This is a genomic window from Paenimyroides tangerinum (assembly GCF_003865405.1).
GTDB classification, from domain to species: Bacteria; Bacteroidota; Bacteroidia; order Flavobacteriales; family Flavobacteriaceae; genus Flavobacterium; species Flavobacterium tangerinum.
Window position 1 is genome coordinate 95,449 of record NZ_RQVQ01000007.1, and the last position, 17,520, is coordinate 112,968.

A 17,520-nucleotide genomic window follows, 5' to 3' on the forward strand; every position below is an offset into this window, starting at 1 on the left:
TTCGTTAATATATTTTCTTTGAAGCGATTAGTTCTTGAATTTTTTGATTCATATCAATAAATTTTTCTAATTCGTCATTAGTAAATGTTTCTAAAAGCTTTTCATTGAATTGAATAACGCTATTTTTAGATAACGCTCTCTTTTCAACACCTAGAGGCGTAAGATGAATAAAAACACCTCGACCATCTTTTGGATTTTTTCTTTTCTCAATCAAACCTTTTTCTTCCATAGTTTTTAAGGTTCGGGTCAAGCTTGTTGCTTCCATTCCTAACTTTGGAGCTAAAGATGTTGATGGAGTTCCTTCTTTGTCTATATTTAATAAAGCATAACCTAAAGCCATTGTTGCACCGTATTTTGAAGCATCTTCATTATACATTCTCGCAATAGCTTGCCAAGTAGCTTTAATAACAGAATCTACCGTTTGGTTTTTCATCTAAAAAAAATTCTTCTAAATTCAAATATAAAAAAAAATAGTATGCACGCATACTATTTTTGTATTTTTTTTTAATTTAACATTAAAAAAATGATTTAATTATTTATGTTTATTTAATATCGTATATCTTGTTATAAAGGTGTTTATATTTTTCTAAAATAACTTTTCGTTTTAATTTTAGAGTTGGAGTTAATTCTCCAGAATCGATAGACCAGATATTAGGAGTTAATTCAAATTTTTTGATTTGTTCCCATTTACCGAATTTTTCGTTTAGATTATTTACTTCTTCTTGAATTCTTTCGATAACTTCTTCGTTGTTACAAACCTCTTTTAGATTGAAACCAACACTTATTCCTTTTCGATTAGCCCATTCTTTGATAAAATCAAAATTTGGTTGAATTAAAGCAGCTGGCATTTTTTGTCCTTCTCCAACAACCATAATTTGGTCAATAAAACGTGATTGTTTCATTGTGTTTTCAATCATTTGTGGAGCAACGTATTTTCCTCCAGAAGTTTTAAACATCTCCTTTTTACGGTCGGTAATAAATAAAAAACCTTCATCGTTAATCTTTCCGATATCACCTGTGTGAAACCAACCATCTATAAAAGCTTCATTCGTTTTATCATCTTCTTTATAATAACCTTGTGAAATTGAAGGTCCTTGTGCTAAAATTTCACCATCTTCAGCAATCTTTATTTTGACATTACTTAATACTTTTCCTACAGAACCAATTCGCCAACCGTCATTTCTTCTATCGTTTACCGATATAACAGGAGAGGTTTCTGTAAGTCCATAACCTTCTAATACTGGTAAATCAGCTGCAGCAAATATTTTTGCTAATCTTGGAGAAAGAGGAGCAGAACCAGAAACTAAATAATCTAAATTTCCACCAAGTGCATCGTGCCATTTAGAGAAGATTAGTTTTCGTGCCCATTTCAATTGCCAATTGTACCAACTTCCTTTTGGAGCTGGTATGTCGTATTTTTCACCTAAACTAAGTGCCCAGAAGAATAAACTTTTTTTAATACCTGTTAGTTCAGAACCTTTTGCGTGAATTTTATCATAAACTTTTTCAAGTACACGAGGTACAACTGTCATTAATTTGGGTTTTATTTCTTGAAGATTTTGAGAAATGGTTTCAATTGATTCTGCAAAATTTATAGTAACACCATTATATTGATAGATATATAAAACCGTTCTTTCGAAAATATGACAACATGGTAAAAAACTTAATGATGTAGAAGTTCCAGGAACAATATCAAATCGCTCTGTACTTCCTAAAACATTAGCAATAATATTCTCATGAGTAAGTAAAACACCTTTTGGCCTTCCGGTAGTTCCTGATGTATAAATAATTGAGGCTAAATCTTTAGGGTGAATATTGTTTCTTACCGCTTCAACTTGGTCTTGATTGAAAGCCAAATCTCCAGCTTCTAAAACTTGAGACCAATTGGCACAACCTTTAATTTCATCGAAACAAAAAATACCTCTAAGCTTAGGAATATTAAATTTGACTTTATCTAATTTTTCAAGGATTTCTTTATCTGAAATAAAAACATAAGTACTTTCTGAATGTTTGATAATATATTCATAATCTTCAGCAGAAATAGTAGGATAAATAGGAACAGTTACTGCACCAGTTTGTAAAATACCAATATCCATAATATGCCATTCGGTTCGGTTGCTTGAAGTAATTAGGGCAATTTTATCTCCTTTTTTTACTCCCATCTGTAATAAAGCTCTAGTAATAGCATTTGCCTTATCAATATAGTCTTTTGTTGATGTAGCTTCCCAAATTCCATTCTTTTTTGTAACAAAAGCTTTATCTAAAGGATAATGTTGTTGTTGGTAATATGGGATGTCGAATAAGCGCGTAATTATAGTATCCATAATATTTATGTTTTGTTGAAAATTTAAATATTCTATACGCAAAATAGGTATAATAAATATTACTTGCAAATTTTTTTTATTATGTATAAAAAAATGTGCTTTTTGTAATCAATTTGTAAGTTTGGTAAAAAAACGTGTGATTATTCATTTAAAAAACGCACCTTTGTACAAAATAAATAAAAAAGAGGTTTCTATTTTTAAATTTAGAATTTCCTCAAATTAAGAATGACTACATTTAAAGAATTACAATTAATAGAACCTATTCAAAAAGCTTTAGAAGCTCAAGGATACGAAACTCCAACTCCAATTCAGCAACAAGCAATTCCACACGTTTTACAAGGGAAAGATTTATTTGGTTGCGCACAAACAGGAACCGGAAAAACAGCAGCTTTTGCAATTCCAATTTTACAACAATTGGCTTTACGCGAAACTGAAAAAGGAAAACGTAAAATCAGTACCTTAATATTAACTCCAACAAGAGAATTAGCTACTCAGATTGAAGAGAATTTCCAAGAATATGGAAAAAACTTAGATTTGAGAACTGCAGTAATTTTTGGTGGAGTAAATCAGAATAATCAAGTTAAAAGATTACAAAATGGTGTTGATATTTTAGTAGCAACTCCAGGACGATTATTGGATTTAATAAGTCAAAAATATATAAGTTTAGCACATATCGAAATTTTTGTTTTGGATGAAGCTGACCGTATGTTGGATATGGGATTTATTCACGATGTAAAAAAATTACTTACGATAATTCCTAAAAAACGTCAAACTTTATTTTTCTCGGCTACGATGCCAGATAGTATTTTGAGTTTGGCAAATTCAATTTTGACAAATCCTGTTAAAGTTGAGGTTACACCAGCTTCGACTACTGCAGAAACGATTAAACAATCGGTTTATTTTATCGATAAAGACAATAAGAATTTATTATTGTTAGATAATTTAAGAAAAGATATCGATGATAGTGTTTTAGTTTTTACAAGAACGAAACATGGTGCCGATAAGATTGTAAAGTTTTTAGAAAAAAACAACGTAAAATCAGCTGCGATTCACGGAAATAAATCTCAGAATGCAAGACAACGTGCTTTAGATAATTTCAAAACGAAAGAAATTAAGGTTTTAGTCGCTACTGATATTGCTGCTCGTGGAATTGATATTGATAATTTACTTTATGTTATCAATTACGATTTACCGAATATTCCAGAAACCTATGTTCACAGAATTGGTCGTTCAGGTAGAGCAGGAGCGAAGGGAATTGCAATTTCATATTGTAATTATGAAGAAAAAGCATATTTAAAAGATATTCAGAAAATTACTGGAATTCAAGTTCCAGTTATTGAAAATCATCCGTATCCGATGGAAGTTTTTGTAGTTGAGAAAAAAGAGCAAAAAGCAAGACCTCCACGTTCTCAGCAAGCAAGTAATAAACCGAAAGAGAAAGTAAGTCAAAAACCGAAATCTTCTGAAAGGTCTAATAAACCTAAACGAAATAGAATTTAGATATTTAAAGCAGCCTAATTTAAGGTTGCTTTTTTGTTTTTAAAACAAACTCATTTGTTGAGGTTCTTGATTGGGTAAACTTAGAAACGGAATTGTTTTATAAATTTCATATTGTTTGATTTCAGGATTGAATTTTCGAATGGTAATTGAATCAACAATTAAGTTTATATCTAATGGAAAATTTAAAATAGCTAAAGCTTCATCAAACTTTTGAATTCCTCGACCAATCGAAATATGAGGATCAGAACCGATGTGATTACTTTTTATTGTAGTTGTTTTTTGAATCTTTTTCATCACTTCTATTAATGATTTTTTTGAATCGCTGTCTGGTTCTATGAAAATAGTTTTATTACTTGGATAGGAATTAAAATGCGTACATCGAACAGAAAAAGGTTGGAAGCTATTACAACATCTTTGCAATTGTTTTATGGTTAATTCGAGTTCTTTTTCGTTTGCAAAAATTTCTTTTATGGTGATATGCGCCATTGCATTTCTACTTTTATAACTTCCAATATTTGAAGCTAGTAAATCTTTGTATGATTTTATTAGTGAAACAATTTCATTAGAAGGTACAATTGCAATGCTGTATTTTTCGTTTAGATTTTCCATTATTCGATACATGAATATTTTTGAATATACGAAAAATGCACTTCAATTCGAAGTGCATTTTTTTTATTTATTTGTAAAACTTTTGAATAAAACTCGATTGTCGTAGTTTACCATTTCAATCGTTATGTCTTTCATGTCTTTATCTTTTCCTTCAATCACATAAAGTTTTCCGCCTTCAACGACTTTGTTACTTCTTGAAAAATCAATATCGCCGTGAGTTAAACAATTTTTTACTTCGTCTAAAGTAATGGTTTTTTCGTTTAACATTTTTTCGGTTTCATCAGAAAAAGTTAGCGGCTTGTTTCTTATATCTTTTAAAACTCGGCAGTTTGGTAAATAGCAAAATGTGGTATCTTTTTGATGCATGAAAAAATATACTGCAAAAGCTCCAATCATCAATCCTAATAAATAGTATGCTAATCTTTGTTGAAATTTCATTCTAAATAATTTTGAGCAAAAATAAGAATAAAACCATTAGAAAAACTTAAAAAACTATTAAATTAATGTCTTTATAATCTAACGAAAACCATTCGCCAATCTGTTGATTTACTAAAATTCCTTGATACATATAAACACCCGCACGAATATTTTTGTTGTATAACAAAACGTTCTCAATGCCACCATTTTCAGCTAAATCCAATAAATATGGAGAAATAATATTACTAATTGCCAAAGTTGCTGTTTTTGAATATCTCGATGTAATATTCGGAACACAATAATGAATTACATTAGATTTTATGATTGTAGGTTTTTCGTGCGTGGTAAGTTCTGATGTTTCAAAACAACCTCCGTTATCAATACAAACATCTACGATAATCGCGCCTGGTTTCATTCGTTGAACCATAATTTCTGAAACGATAATCGGAGAACGATTTTTTCCACGAATAGCACCAATTGCAACATCACATCGCATTAATGCTTTTTGAAGAACGGTTTCTTGAATGGTTGAAGTAAATATGCGATGTTGTAAATTTTCTTGTAATCGTTTTAATCGATGAATCGAATTATCGAAAATTTTCACATTTGCACCTAAACCTAAAGCAGTTCTAGCTGCATTTTCAGCAACGTTTCCAGCTCCAATAATTACAACTTCGGTATTTGGAATTCCTGTAATATTTCCGAATAATAAACCTTTTCCTTTATGACATTTGGTCATCAATTCAGAGGCAATATGAATCGAAGCTACACCAGCAATTTCGCCTAAAGCACTCAAAAAAGGATGTGTTGATTCTTGGTCTTGAATCGATTCAAAACCCAATGCTGTAATTTTCTTTTTAGCTAATGCTTCAAAGTAATTCTTGTTTTGCATTTTTAATTGAACGGCAGAAATCAAATATGTTTTTGGTTTCATAAATCCAATTTCTTCTAAAGTTGGCGGTTCAACTTTCAGAACAATCGGACATTCAAAAATCTTTTTATTGTCTTTTGTGATGTCTGCACCAGCTTCGCTATATTCTTTATCGGAATAATTCGCTTCGATTCCAGCATTGGATTCAATAAGAATTCGATGGCCAGCATTCACAAACATTTTAACCGCTTCTGGAGTTAAACAAACGCGTTTTTCAAACTTGAAATTTTCTTTAGGAATTCCAATAAACAACTGACTACGATGTTTTCGTATTTCTAAAGTTTCTTCTTGCGGCATTAATTCGCTCTTTGAAAAAGGTGTTTTAATTCCCATGTTATATGTTATTTAAAAATGATTTTTCTTATGTTTTCGTCAATCAATTCAAACTTAATTGTATGATGTTCATCAGGAATTAAATTTGGTGTTTTTTCTGGCCATTCAATAAAACACCAATTTCCAGAATCAAAATATTCATCAATTCCCATATCGTAAGCTTCTTCCTCTTCTTCTAATCGATATAAATCAAAATGAAAAACGGTCTGATTTGTTTCCGTTTTATATTCGTTTACGATTGAAAAAGTTGGACTATTTGCAACATCAATCACACCTAATTCTTTTGATAAAGCTTTGATTAATGTGGTTTTTCCTGCGCCCATTTGACCATCAAATAAAATTACTTTATGATTTGATTGGTTAATGATTTCTTTGGCAATATTTTGAATATCAGCTAATTTAAATAAAAATTCCATTACTTCGGATTTAAAACAATAAAAGGTATAATCATTTCTTCTAACGAAATTCCTCCATGTTGATACGTGTTTTTAAAATAACTTACATAATAATTGAAATTGTTGATGTAAGCTAAGAAAGTATCATTTTTTGCAAAAATATACGAACTACTCATATTTATTGATGGTAATCCAACTTTTTTCGGGTCTTTAATTGCATAAACATCTTTGTCTTCATAAGTAAGTGATTTCCCTGTTTTGTATCTCAGATTCAAACTCGTGTTTTTGTCACCAATTACTTTTGAAGGAGTTTTGCAATTTATTGTTCCGTGGTCTGTAGTAATTATCAATTTGTAGCCAGCTAGTTGTGCTTGTTGAATGATTTCTATTAAAGGTGAATTTTTAAACCAACTTTGGGTTAATGAACGATATGCTTTGTCGTTAGAAGCTAATTCTTTAATAACTTCCATCTCGGTTTTTGCATGCGAAATCATATCCACAAAGTTATAAACCAACGTAATTAATTTATTTTCTTTTAATGATTTGAAGTTTTCAACGAATTTTTTACCATCTCTAAGATTGGTAATTTTGTAATATTCGTGTTTAATGTTTAGTCTTAAACGTTTTAATTGTTCGTTTAAAAATTCTGCTTCGTATAAGTTTTTTCCGCCTTCATCAGTATCATTTTTCCAATATTGCGGAAGTTGTTTTTCCATTTCAAGTGGAGTTAATCCTGAAAAAATGGCATTTCTAGCGTATTGTGTTGCTGTCGGTAAAATTGAATAATAACTCTCTTCTTTATCAACTTTGTAATGGTTATTTACAATTGATTCAAAGGCTTTCCATTGGTCATAACGTAAATTATCAATAACAATAAAAAGCACATTTTTATCATCTCGTAATTCTGGCACTACTTTTTTACGGAATAAATTATGTGAAAATAATGGAGCATCATCTTCATTATTAAACCAATATTCGTAGTTTTTTTCAACAAATTTTCCAAATTGAATATTTGCTTCTTGTTTTTGACTTTCTAGGATTTCAACTAAATTTTGGTCATCGATATGTTCCAATTCCATTTCCCAAAAAATCAAACGTTTATATAATTCCGTCCAATCTTCATACGAATTGGTTTGCATCATATCCATAGCTATCTTTCTGAATTCTTTTTGATAATCCAAAGAAGTTTTTTCAGAAACCAATCTCGAATGGTCTAGATTTTTCTTCAAACTCAATAAAATCTGATTCGGATTAACAGGTTTTATTAAATAATCAGCGATTTTTGAACCAATAGCTTCTTCCATAATCAGCTCTTCTTCGCTTTTTGTAATCATGATAATCGGAATAGTTGATTTTTTTTCTTTCATTTCCGAAAGTGTTTCTAAACCACTAATTCCGGGCATATTTTCATCTAAGAAAACAATGTCAAAATTTTCTTCATCAAACATATCCAGAGCGTCTTGCCCATTATTTGCTGTTGTGATGTGGTAATTTTTCTTTTCTAAAAAAAGAATATGTGGTTTTAATAAGTCGATTTCATCATCAACCCATAAGATTTTTATTTGACTCATAGTGTTTTCTTTTCTATTTTTCTAACCAATTTTTTATGATTTGTTCGCCGTGAGGAGTTAATATACTTTCTGGATGAAATTGAATCCCTTGAATATCATAAACTTCATGTTTAATTGACATTATGGTTCCATCTTCAGAAGTTGATGTTACTTTTAATCCATTTCCAATATTATTTTCGTCAATTGCCCACGAATGATAACGAGCAACTTCGATGTTTTTTGGAAGATTTCTAAAGATTTTTTCGTCGGAATCTAAGATAGTTATTTCAGAAGAAACACCGTGATAAACTTTTGATAAATTTTTAAGATTACCTTGAAACGCTAATGAAATCGCTTGATGTCCAAGACAAATCCCTAAAATGGATTTATTTTTATAATATCGTTGTACAACATCAATAATTTGATTTGTTTCGTTCGGTAATCCCGGTCCTGGAGAAATAATAATTTTTTCGAAATTATCAACATATTCAATTGAAAAATCATCATTTCTTATTGTTTCTACTTCATATCCAAGTTTTATTATCAGATGTTCAATATTGTGAGTAAAGCTATCAAAATTATCAATCAATAAAATTTTGTTCATTCAAGTGTTTTTAAGAAAAATAACGATAAAATTACTAAGATATTTTATTAATACAATACTTAGTTTTAACTTTGTTCACTTAATTTTTTTTAGATAAATGAATTATTCCTTTATAATTCCTGTTTACAATAGACCTGATGAAATCGATGAGTTGTTAGAAAGTTTGATTACTCAAAATTTCAATCAATCATTTGAAGTGGTAGTGGTAGAAGATGGGTCAACAATTACATGTAAACATATTATTGAAAAATATACAAATAAGTTAGATATATCTTATTTTTTTAAACCAAATTCAGGACCAGGTGATTCTAGAAATTTTGGTATGAAACATGCTAAAGGTGATTATTTTATCATTTTAGATTCTGATTGTATTATTCCAAGTCAATATTTATCTGAAGTTGATAAATGTTTAGCAACTGAATTTGTTGATTGTTTTGGTGGTCCAGATGCCGCTTTGGATTCGTTTTCGGATATTCAAAAAGCAATTAATATTACAATGACTTCTTTTATGACGACTGGCGGAATTCGTGGAGGTTCTGAGAAATTGTCAAAATTTCAACCTCGAAGTTTCAATATGGGGATTTCTAAAAAAGCATTTGTAGCTTCGAATGGTTTTGGGAAAATTCATCCAGGAGAAGATCCAGATTTAACGATTCGTTTATGGAAATTAGGTTTCGAAACTAGATTATTTCCAGAAGCATTTGTTTATCATAAGCGACGAATCGACTGGAAAAAATTTTATACTCAAGTAAATAAATTTGGAAAAGCCCGCCCGATTTTAAATCAACGTTATCCAGAATTTACCAAAATTACCTATTGGTTTCCGACATTATTTTTGGTTTATATAGTTATTTCTGTTTTTTTATTGTTAATTAATATAAAAACATTGTTTTTTATTGGTGTTTTGTATTTTGTTTTATTATTTTTCCAAGCGGTTTATAAAGAACATAAAATAAAAATCGGTTTCTTAACAATAATTTCTACACTAATTCAGTTTTATGGTTATGGCATAGGTTTTTTAATTTCTAGTTTTAAACTAAAAGTTTTGAAGCAAAAACCAGAAATAGCAATGCCAGAAATGTTTTTTAAATAGTTATGGCAAAAATAATAGGATTAACTGGTGGAATAGGAAGTGGAAAAACAAGTATTATGAAGCATATTGAAACTTTAGGCTATAAAGTTTATTATGCAGATGATGCTGGAAAAAAAGTAATGCAGCAAAAAGAAATTATAGAACAAATAGTTTCTTTATTAGGAAAAGATGTTTTAGATGAAAATCAAGATTTAAATAGAAAAGCAATTGCTGAAATTGTTTTTTCTAATCCAGAAAAATTGAAAGCATTGAATGAGATTGTACATCCAGCGGTTGCAAAAGATTTTGATAATTTTCTAAAAGATTTAAAAGAAAATGAATTGGTAATAAAAGAAAGTGCCATTTTATTTGAAAGTAAAGCAAATGAAAATTGCGATTTAGTTATTTTAATAACAGCGCCGGAAGATATACGTATTCAGCGTGTTATGGCAAGAGATAATAGTTCTTTTGAAGAAGTAAAAAAAAGAATTAACAATCAAATGTCGGACTTAATTAAAGAGAAAAAGTCTGATTATGTGATAAATAATTTGACTTTAAGCGATTCTTTTAAAGAAATCGCAAAGATTTTAAAAAAAAATAAAACTTTCTGTTGTTAATATTTCCTTAATTGTTGTTTTATTTTAAATTTTTTATGTTAAATTTGCACCGTAAATGAATAAGTTTAGATTTAAGTTTTTAGTAATCATCATGAGTTTATCTTTAATCGGGATAATACTCGTTCAATTACATTGGATAAACACATCTTATAAAAATAACGAAACTCAGTTTAAACATCACGTTACTCAAGTAATTAGTTTAGTTGCTGATAAAATTCAAGATAAAGAAAAGCTAGATTTTTATAAACGAATTTTAGATTTAAAAAATCAAACAGGTAAGTTTCCTGATAAAAAAGATTTCAAAGAATTTTATTTAGTTGAACGTGATTCGAGAACAAATGATGAGATCATATATTCGAATACAATAATTCTTGAAGATTATAATCTAAAAGGAAATTTCTTTAATAAAAAGGATGCCAATGTATCTTATAAGAATTTTTCAGCCAATCGTAAAACTGAGGTTTATAAAGGAAAATCTAAAATTGATGACGTAGATTTTGATAATAGTTTTGTTGATGGTCAAATTCCAGACGAAACAATTAATAAGCAAGGAGAAGTTGATTATTTAGGAAAAGCAAATCTTGAATTAGCTTATAATGATTTAGTTGCTACGTATCCAATCGAAGATCGTGTTACAAAAGAATTAATTGAAGGTTTATTAAAACAAGAATTAAATCAAAATGAAATTGATACTGATTTCCAGTTTGCAATTTTCAGTAATGGTTTGTCAACATCAATCAAATCTGAAAAATTTAAATATATAGAAGGTAAAACTTTTGTGACTCCACTTTTCGAAGATTTAGAACACAATAGTAAATACCAACTTTATGTAAGTTTTCCAGAAAAATCTAAATTTTTATTTTCAGATTTATTACCATTCGTTCTTATATCATTATTGTTCACATTTGTAATTATTGCCGCTTATTTTAGCGCCATAAAGCAATTGATTTTGCAACGTCAAATTTCTGAAATTAAAACCGATTTCATTAATAACATGACGCACGAATTTAAAACTCCGATTGCAACAATCAATTTAGCGTTGGATGCAATCAAGAATCCTAAAGTGATTTCTGATTCAGAGAAGGTCACACGTTATTTACAAATGATTCGTGATGAAAATAAACGAATGCATGCTCAAATTGAAAATATTTTACGAATATCTAAATTAGATAATAAAGAATTAAATCTTCAAAAGGATAGATTTGATGTAAATGAATTAATTGAAGCTGCTCTTGATCATGTTTATTTAATTATTGAAGATAGAGGCGGAGAAGTTGATACTTTTCTAAAAGCTGATAATAGTTATGTTTTGGTAAATCAAATGCATTTTACAAATGTTCTAGTTAATATTTTAGACAATGCAATTAAGTATTCACCAGACGCACCAAAAATTGAAGTTTACACAGAAAACGTTAAAAACTTCATCATTATTAAAATTAAAGATCATGGTTCAGGAATGTCTAAAGCGGCTTTGAAGCGTGTTTTTGAAAAGTTTTATCGCGAACACACTGGAGATTTACACAATGTAAAAGGGCATGGTTTAGGGCTTTCTTATGTAAAACAAATAGTTGATGAGCATAATGGTCAAGTTTTTGCTGAAAGCGAAAAAGGTAAGGGAAGTACCTTCATAATTAAACTTCCTACGATAACTTAGAAACAACAACAAATATATATCTAAATGGAAACATTAATTAACAAAAAAATTCTACTTGTAGAAGACGATCCGAACTTCGGTGCAATTTTGAAAGATTATTTAGTAATGAATGATTTTGAAGTTACTCTTGCTAAAAATGGAATGGAAGGTTTCGAAAAATTCAAAAAAGACACTTTCGATTTATGTATCTTAGACGTAATGATGCCTTATAAAGATGGATTTACGCTTGCTAGAGAAATTCGTGATAAAAACAAAGAAATTCCTATCGTTTTCTTAACTGCTAAAACAATGAAAGAAGACGTTTTAAAAGGTTACAAAGTAGGAGCTGACGATTATTTAAACAAGCCTTTCGATTCTGAAGTTTTATTGATGAAAATCAGAGCGATTATGCAACGTAAAACTTCTGAAGTTAAATCTGATAACACGAAATTTGAATTCCAAATTGGAGCATTTCATTTAAATTCTAAACTTCGTTTCTTAACTTTCGAGAATGATGAACCAATAAAATTATCTCCGAAAGAAAACGAATTGTTGAAAATGTTAGCTCTTTACGAAAACGATTTAATGCCAAGAGAAGTTGCGTTAACTAAAATTTGGAGAGACGATAACTATTTTACATCTCGTAGTATGGACGTTTACATTGCAAAATTACGTAAATATCTAAAGTTAGATGAAAATGTTGAAATCTTAAATATTCACGGTGAAGGTTTTAGATTAGTAATCAAAAATAAAGAATAATAAGTTCAATTTACAATAAAAAATCCTCAATATTTTATATTGAGGATTTTTTTGTTTTACCATTTCCAAATTTGAGGTTCATCTTTCCAGAAAATTAATCTAAATTCTTCATATAGATTTGCATTTCCTATTGTATGTTTGTCTCTAACCGGACGATTTAAATATAATTTATGTAAAATACCACTATAACATCCAACCCATAAAGTATTTTCATCATCAGAAATTGTCATTCCAGAAACGGTTGAACCCAAATAATGGCGCCATATTTTATTTCCTTTCTTATCAATCGCTTTGATGTAACCATAAGCATCACCTAGAATGTAAAAATCTTTGGTTGCTAAACCTGTGTAAACGCGCATTTCTTCATCAATACAAGTAAAATAATCACTTTCTGTATATGCTTCAATTTTAGCTCCAATGTATTTATCTGAATCAATTCCGATGGTGATTCCATTATAAAAATGACACGAATTTGTTATCAATTGGCTATCATCTTTGGCAAATAAACAAAAATGTGGATATTCTGATTGTGGACCAATTTCACCAACTTGATTTCCGTCTGAATCTAAAATTCTATGATCATAATCTTGGTTGCCAACTACAATGAATTTGTTATCATTTGAAAGTGTTCCATTTTCCATATCAATATTTGGTTCCCATTCGACATCATCTTCATCAGGTACGGGATGAATCATTTGTTCAGATGAATCATTTAAAAGAAAAATTCCTTCAGAAGTGATTACCAAAACTTTATTTCCATCGTTGAAAGGAATCAATTCCGTAATTCCAATATCTTTTAATTTGTCAAAAATAAATTCATTGATTATTTCACCTTCCCAACCTTGAGTGGTAGTAATTTTCTGATTTGTTGCAATTGCAAAAATGTTGTTTTGTTTTGACTTCCCAATTGCTAAAATACTTTCGTCTAAAGTAATTACTTTATCTTCATCTAAAAGATAAGCTTGTCTTTTTTGATAAGAACTTCCCGTGACAAAAATAATTTTTTGATTTTCTATAAAAAGAAATTGTTCAATACTTTGCCCATTTTCTTTTAAGAAAGGATAAACTGCAATGTGAGATGGAGCAAATTGTTCTCTGAAAAAATCAACCGTATTATTAAGATTGGCTTCTTTCATTAATGTGATTACTTTTTCAGACAAATGTATTCTCAAATCTTCAGGTTCTTTTCCTTTCCAATTTTCCCAACCATTTTTCTCTCCAAAAGCAACCATTTCATTTACGTCAGTTGCATATTTTTCACCTTTTTCATTCCATTCTTTTTGAATGCTTTCAAATGAATTCATATTATAAGTTTTTAGGTTTTACTAATTCAATTTACATAAAGGTGTTTAAAATAGCAAAAAAAATCCAAATAGTTTATTTAAACCATTTGGATTTTTATATTATTTAGAAGAATCGATATTTTCACTCCATTCAATTCCGCTGATGTCAATTAGTTTTATGGTCTGAATTTGTTTTGATTCTGATTCAGAAAGTTCAATTAATAAATCTGCTTTTGCTCCTAATGGTAAAATTAAACTGTGTTTTCCAGGTTTGATTTTCGAAACATATTGATTAGAAATGTTTTCAATTGGGAACTTAGATAAATCAGTTTGGTTTAATTCTTTAACGATGTTATTTTGTTTATCTAAAAGTTGAATTCCAATCAAAAATGAACCATAAACATCGGCTCCTTCTACTCGAAATAATTGAAAATTAAGTTTTGAATTTTCGATATATATATTGGAAATCTCTACTTTTGGTTTAACCGATTTGTTATGAAGTTTTCCATAAACACCACCGTGAAAATATTGATTTGTGTAAAGAGTTAATCCAATTATTCCGATGGAAATAACTAATACAGTTCGATTTAAATTTTTGATGGGTAAAATTCCAGAAGCTAAAAAGGAGAACCATTTTTTATCAATAAATTTATAATTTCTGTTGATTAAATATTTATCTAAAGAATATTTACCGCTTCCGGTTAAAAAAATTGTGAAACCACCCGCTATTCCTAATACGCCAATTTGCCACTCGTCTAAACAAGTAGTTCCTAACCAACCAGAACCTAATAAAATTCCTGTTGCAAGCATCATAACTCCGATGCTCATCAATCGTGTAAATAATCCTAAAATAATGCATAATCCTACGATTGCTTCGATTATGGTAAACGAAATCATTGAATATAATAACGCATCTGGATTGGAAACCAAATATTCAATTATTGGTTTTATGCCTAAAGCATTAGGTAAAAAATGATTGAATTTTTCACCGATATAACCAGCTTCATCTGGAATTAGTTTGTTTTCTAAAATCAAACGACGCCAAAATGCTGAGAAATAAGTCCAGCCAATAACCCAGCGTAAAGCCAAAGTATAAATACCACCCGATGTAGCTGGATTTTCAAAATTGTTTTTCATTATATGTATTTAACGTTAAATATTGTTTTGCAGATTCTTTCAAATTAAGCTGCTGCAATTTTTAATCGTTTAAATAGAATGTATTTAGGAGGGCTATTTCCAGAAAATTCAAATTGATTTTCTGATAAAGAATTTGATTCAATTTGCTCGAATTTTATTTTTGATAAATTTTCAAACAAATTGATTCTAGCGATAGTTTTTTTCTGACGAATTTGACTTTGTTTAGAAGTTAAATCGGTATATAAACAAGAATTTAAAGTGTTTGAAATCTTCGGATTTGAAATAGGTTTTGAATACGAAGTTTGAATACGATCTGCCAAAAATCCTTTTACTGAACACGGAATAAATGTAAACACAATCAAGCTCAATAAAACAAAATGCTTTACGAGTTTTGTAAAAGAATGTATTTTCATTTTTAAATTCATTATTCAACTATTTAATTTTGATAAAGATAACGTTTTTATCTATTATTTAAATTCATAATAAAATTGTTGGTCCATATATAAACCATTTTCTAACCAATCTTCAAATGAATCAAAAGTGTCAAATCCAGGAAAGCCATTTGTTTCTTGACTTTTTCGAGTAAAAGTTAAGTGAATCATGTAGTGTTTTCCAGTTTTATTATCTCTAAATAAAGTATCATCACAAGTTGATGTGTTCCAAACTAATTCTAAATCATTTAAATGAAAATATAATTTATGAAAGATACGATTACCAATTTCTCTTTTTAATTCATTAATGTAAAAATTGTCTTTATCTGTAGTAGGAAACCAGGGTTCAAAATTTAAAAATTCTGGTGGAATTTGCTGAGTTAGCCATACATTTTCACTGGTTTTATAAAATGTAAATCCTGCTTTTAGAAGTTCTTCGGTATCAACTTCGATAATAAATGGTTTTCCGTGACGTTTAGCTACTTTAGTTGCCATTTCTAGATTTTCTGACAGATGAACATATTGTCTGTTCATTGTTAAAATACCGTTTTTTATGATATTTGAAAGCGAAGAAACAGCTGTTCCATGATATAAATATTCTGGTGGTTTTTCTTCTTTTCCATCCAAAAGAATAGGGATTGAATGTCCGTGTGTAGCACGTATTTTTTCTGATTCTAAATCAATTTCCCAACGTATTTTATCAAAAGAGCGATTTACTTCAATCAATTCATTAATAGTTAAACTGATGTTTTGACTGTTTAATGCGGTTAAAACATTTTCAATTTTTGCCCAGCCAAATTCGTTCACAAAAATATTAGCTTCTTCAGGATTGTGACGTAACCAATAACTAATTAATTTACTTGTTTTTTCTTGTTGTGATTTCATTTTCTTTTAAAATTTCTGTTAATCTATTCACACAATTTTTATAATCTGTTTTCCACTTTTCTGAAATGTTTTGGTCGTTTTGAATCGATTTTAAATGTTGATTCATAATTGGAAGGAATGCTTTGTTTTTCATTTCTAAAACAGAATCAAGAAGCAATGGTCCCATTTCACCAGATTTCAACTCTCGAATAATAATGTCATTTATTCGTTCATCTTTTCGATTGGCAAGCCCTGCAATTGCTTCAAGTTTTGTTTCTTGATGTTTATCATTAACTCGATTCCAAAGTGCTGTTCTTAGTTTTTCGTTATCTATTGTTAGTAAAGTTCCTAATCCAAATGTTGCCCAATTTCTTATATGACTGATTTTGTCAGATGAAAGTTTAATAATTGTTTCGATTGCAAGTTCATTTTCAATTCCAATTAATGCAGCAACTAAGCCTTCTTTGTTTAATTTATTATCATTTTTAGTAAATGAGCAAAGTATTTTTATTCTTGATTCGGATAGATTTTCTTTATTGTGACTGATTCCATATAAAACTGACATCAAAACTTCTGGATTATTTTCTGTTTTGAGTAAATCAAAATAAATTTTTAATGTTTGTTTTAGAAATTTTCTTGGAGGTAAACCCAATTGTGCTAAAACATCAATTCCAATTTTTTTGTTAATGAATTCATCCGAATCAATTAATTCTGTACATTTTATAAAAACATCTTCTGATGGTCGTTTTCTTAAAATACTAATATATTCCCAATAAGATTTTCTTGACTTAATAGTTTTAAGGCGAGAAATAATTTTATCGATTGACCAATTAGTTTTGTTCATTTTGAATTAGTACAATTAATTTTTCAAGTTCATATTTAGGAATTTTAATGACAGAAATAATCTCGTCGAAATTATCATTTTGAATAGAAAGCGTTCCTAAATTGTCTTCTTCATAACCAATATCTAGGATTGCAAATTTTATATTGTTATTATTTACCTGAGTTCGATTAATAAATCAAGAAAAATAGTTGGTAAAAAAAAGAAATAGTTGTATATT

General features: G+C 29.0%; 18 protein-coding genes. 5 read left to right on the plus strand and 13 right to left on the minus strand.

What is annotated here, in order from left to right; all coding sequences use genetic code 11:
• Window positions 1–4: 4 nt before the first annotated feature.
• Window positions 5–433, minus strand: a complete 429-nt coding sequence (locus tag EG240_RS04390) for a MarR family winged helix-turn-helix transcriptional regulator (protein ID WP_125017827.1) — start codon at window positions 431–433, stop codon at window positions 5–7.
• A 109-nt stretch (window positions 434–542) separates the two neighbouring features.
• Window positions 543–2,324 (minus strand): AMP-dependent synthetase/ligase, encoded by a 1,782-nt coding sequence (locus tag EG240_RS04395; protein ID WP_125017829.1) that lies wholly within the window; start codon window positions 2,322–2,324, stop codon window positions 543–545.
• 225 nt (window positions 2,325–2,549) lie between these two features.
• On the opposite strand from EG240_RS04395, the gene EG240_RS04400 reads away from it, so the two are divergent.
• On the plus strand, window positions 2,550–3,824 hold the full coding sequence (locus EG240_RS04400; RefSeq protein WP_125017831.1) for a DEAD/DEAH box helicase: 1,275 nt from the start codon (window positions 2,550–2,552) through the stop codon (window positions 3,822–3,824).
• 39 nt (window positions 3,825–3,863) lie between these two features.
• Here EG240_RS04400 and EG240_RS04405 read toward each other — a convergent pair whose 3' ends face one another.
• The 6 genes from EG240_RS04405 to EG240_RS04430 form a co-directional block, all read right to left on the minus strand.
• Complete coding sequence (locus tag EG240_RS04405; RefSeq protein WP_158611983.1) at window positions 3,864–4,433, minus strand: 2'-5' RNA ligase family protein; 570 nt, start codon at window positions 4,431–4,433, stop codon at window positions 3,864–3,866.
• 63 nt (window positions 4,434–4,496) lie between these two features.
• Complete coding sequence (locus EG240_RS04410; RefSeq protein WP_125017835.1) at window positions 4,497–4,871, minus strand: DUF4258 domain-containing protein; 375 nt, start codon at window positions 4,869–4,871, stop codon at window positions 4,497–4,499.
• A 46-nt stretch (window positions 4,872–4,917) separates the two neighbouring features.
• On the minus strand, window positions 4,918–6,114 hold the full coding sequence (locus EG240_RS04415; protein WP_125017837.1) for an alanine dehydrogenase: 1,197 nt from the start codon (window positions 6,112–6,114) through the stop codon (window positions 4,918–4,920).
• Window positions 6,115–6,122: 8 nt separating this feature from the next.
• Window positions 6,123–6,530 (minus strand): tRNA (adenosine(37)-N6)-threonylcarbamoyltransferase complex ATPase subunit type 1 TsaE, encoded by a 408-nt coding sequence (gene tsaE, locus EG240_RS04420; RefSeq protein WP_125017839.1) that lies wholly within the window; start codon window positions 6,528–6,530, stop codon window positions 6,123–6,125.
• On the minus strand, window positions 6,530–8,080 hold the full coding sequence (gene porX, locus EG240_RS04425) for a T9SS response regulator signal transducer PorX (protein ID WP_125017841.1): 1,551 nt from the start codon (window positions 8,078–8,080) through the stop codon (window positions 6,530–6,532). Before porX ends, tsaE begins: the two co-directional genes overlap by 1 nt.
• 13 nt (window positions 8,081–8,093) lie before the next feature.
• On the minus strand, window positions 8,094–8,663 hold the full coding sequence (locus EG240_RS04430; protein WP_125017843.1) for an anthranilate synthase component II: 570 nt from the start codon (window positions 8,661–8,663) through the stop codon (window positions 8,094–8,096).
• 97 nt (window positions 8,664–8,760) lie between these two features.
• On the opposite strand from EG240_RS04430, the gene EG240_RS04435 reads away from it, so the two are divergent.
• The 4 genes from EG240_RS04435 to EG240_RS04450 are packed head-to-tail and all read left to right on the plus strand — an operon-like array spanning window position 8,761 to window position 12,744.
• On the plus strand, window positions 8,761–9,756 hold the full coding sequence (locus EG240_RS04435; protein WP_125017845.1) for a glycosyltransferase: 996 nt from the start codon (window positions 8,761–8,763) through the stop codon (window positions 9,754–9,756).
• A gap of 2 nt (window positions 9,757–9,758) precedes the next feature.
• Window positions 9,759–10,352, plus strand: coding sequence for a dephospho-CoA kinase (gene coaE / locus EG240_RS04440; protein ID WP_125017847.1), 594 nt, complete (start codon window positions 9,759–9,761; stop codon window positions 10,350–10,352).
• A gap of 55 nt (window positions 10,353–10,407) precedes the next feature.
• A complete protein-coding gene (locus EG240_RS04445) occupies window positions 10,408–12,006 on the plus strand; it encodes a sensor histidine kinase (RefSeq protein ID WP_125017849.1) in 1,599 nt (532 codons plus the stop codon).
• A gap of 24 nt (window positions 12,007–12,030) precedes the next feature.
• Window positions 12,031–12,744, plus strand: a complete 714-nt coding sequence (locus EG240_RS04450) for a response regulator transcription factor (RefSeq protein ID WP_125017851.1) — start codon at window positions 12,031–12,033, stop codon at window positions 12,742–12,744.
• A gap of 56 nt (window positions 12,745–12,800) precedes the next feature.
• On the opposite strand, the gene EG240_RS04455 is transcribed toward EG240_RS04450, so the two are convergent.
• The 5 genes from EG240_RS04455 to EG240_RS04475 form a co-directional block, all read right to left on the minus strand.
• Entirely contained in the window at window positions 12,801–14,048 is a 1,248-nt protein-coding gene (locus EG240_RS04455; protein WP_125017853.1) for a hypothetical protein, read from the minus strand.
• Between the two features lie 99 nt (window positions 14,049–14,147).
• Entirely contained in the window at window positions 14,148–15,164 is a 1,017-nt protein-coding gene (locus EG240_RS04460; RefSeq protein ID WP_125017855.1) for a TQO small subunit DoxD, read from the minus strand.
• Window positions 15,165–15,208: 44 nt separating this feature from the next.
• A complete protein-coding gene (locus EG240_RS04465; RefSeq protein WP_125017857.1) occupies window positions 15,209–15,577 on the minus strand; it encodes a hypothetical protein in 369 nt (122 codons plus the stop codon).
• Window positions 15,578–15,631: 54 nt separating this feature from the next.
• Entirely contained in the window at window positions 15,632–16,480 is an 849-nt protein-coding gene (locus tag EG240_RS04470) for an RNA 2'-phosphotransferase (protein ID WP_125017860.1), read from the minus strand.
• On the minus strand, window positions 16,452–17,303 hold the full coding sequence (locus EG240_RS04475) for a hypothetical protein (RefSeq protein WP_125017862.1): 852 nt from the start codon (window positions 17,301–17,303) through the stop codon (window positions 16,452–16,454). The genes EG240_RS04470 and EG240_RS04475 overlap by 29 nt, the downstream gene beginning before the upstream one ends.
• Window positions 17,304–17,520 lie beyond the last annotated feature (217 nt).

Bases quoted from the DNA above. Each gene is read 5' to 3' on its own strand.
- EG240_RS04390 (WP_125017827.1), bottom strand. From the start codon at position 433: ATGAAAAACCAAACGGTAGATTCTGTTATTAAAGCTACTTGGCAAGCT.
- EG240_RS04395 (WP_125017829.1), bottom strand. From the start codon at position 2,324: ATGGATACTATAATTACGCGCTTATTCGACATCCCATATTACCAACAA.
- EG240_RS04400 (WP_125017831.1), top strand. From the start codon at position 2,550: ATGACTACATTTAAAGAATTACAATTAATAGAACCTATTCAAAAAGCT.
- EG240_RS04405 (WP_158611983.1), bottom strand. From the start codon at position 4,433: ATGGAAAATCTAAACGAAAAATACAGCATTGCAATTGTACCTTCTAAT.
- EG240_RS04410 (WP_125017835.1), bottom strand. From the start codon at position 4,871: ATGAAATTTCAACAAAGATTAGCATACTATTTATTAGGATTGATGATT.
- EG240_RS04415 (WP_125017837.1), bottom strand. From the start codon at position 6,114: ATGGGAATTAAAACACCTTTTTCAAAGAGCGAATTAATGCCGCAAGAA.
- tsaE (WP_125017839.1), bottom strand. From the start codon at position 6,530: ATGGAATTTTTATTTAAATTAGCTGATATTCAAAATATTGCCAAAGAA.
- porX (WP_125017841.1), bottom strand. From the start codon at position 8,080: ATGAGTCAAATAAAAATCTTATGGGTTGATGATGAAATCGACTTATTA.
- EG240_RS04430 (WP_125017843.1), bottom strand. From the start codon at position 8,663: ATGAACAAAATTTTATTGATTGATAATTTTGATAGCTTTACTCACAAT.
- EG240_RS04435 (WP_125017845.1), top strand. From the start codon at position 8,761: ATGAATTATTCCTTTATAATTCCTGTTTACAATAGACCTGATGAAATC.
- coaE (WP_125017847.1), top strand. From the start codon at position 9,759: ATGGCAAAAATAATAGGATTAACTGGTGGAATAGGAAGTGGAAAAACA.
- EG240_RS04445 (WP_125017849.1), top strand. From the start codon at position 10,408: ATGAATAAGTTTAGATTTAAGTTTTTAGTAATCATCATGAGTTTATCT.
- EG240_RS04450 (WP_125017851.1), top strand. From the start codon at position 12,031: ATGGAAACATTAATTAACAAAAAAATTCTACTTGTAGAAGACGATCCG.
- EG240_RS04455 (WP_125017853.1), bottom strand. From the start codon at position 14,048: ATGAATTCATTTGAAAGCATTCAAAAAGAATGGAATGAAAAAGGTGAA.
- EG240_RS04460 (WP_125017855.1), bottom strand. From the start codon at position 15,164: ATGAAAAACAATTTTGAAAATCCAGCTACATCGGGTGGTATTTATACT.
- EG240_RS04465 (WP_125017857.1), bottom strand. From the start codon at position 15,577: ATGAAAATACATTCTTTTACAAAACTCGTAAAGCATTTTGTTTTATTG.
- EG240_RS04470 (WP_125017860.1), bottom strand. From the start codon at position 16,480: ATGAAATCACAACAAGAAAAAACAAGTAAATTAATTAGTTATTGGTTA.
- EG240_RS04475 (WP_125017862.1), bottom strand. From the start codon at position 17,303: ATGAACAAAACTAATTGGTCAATCGATAAAATTATTTCTCGCCTTAAA.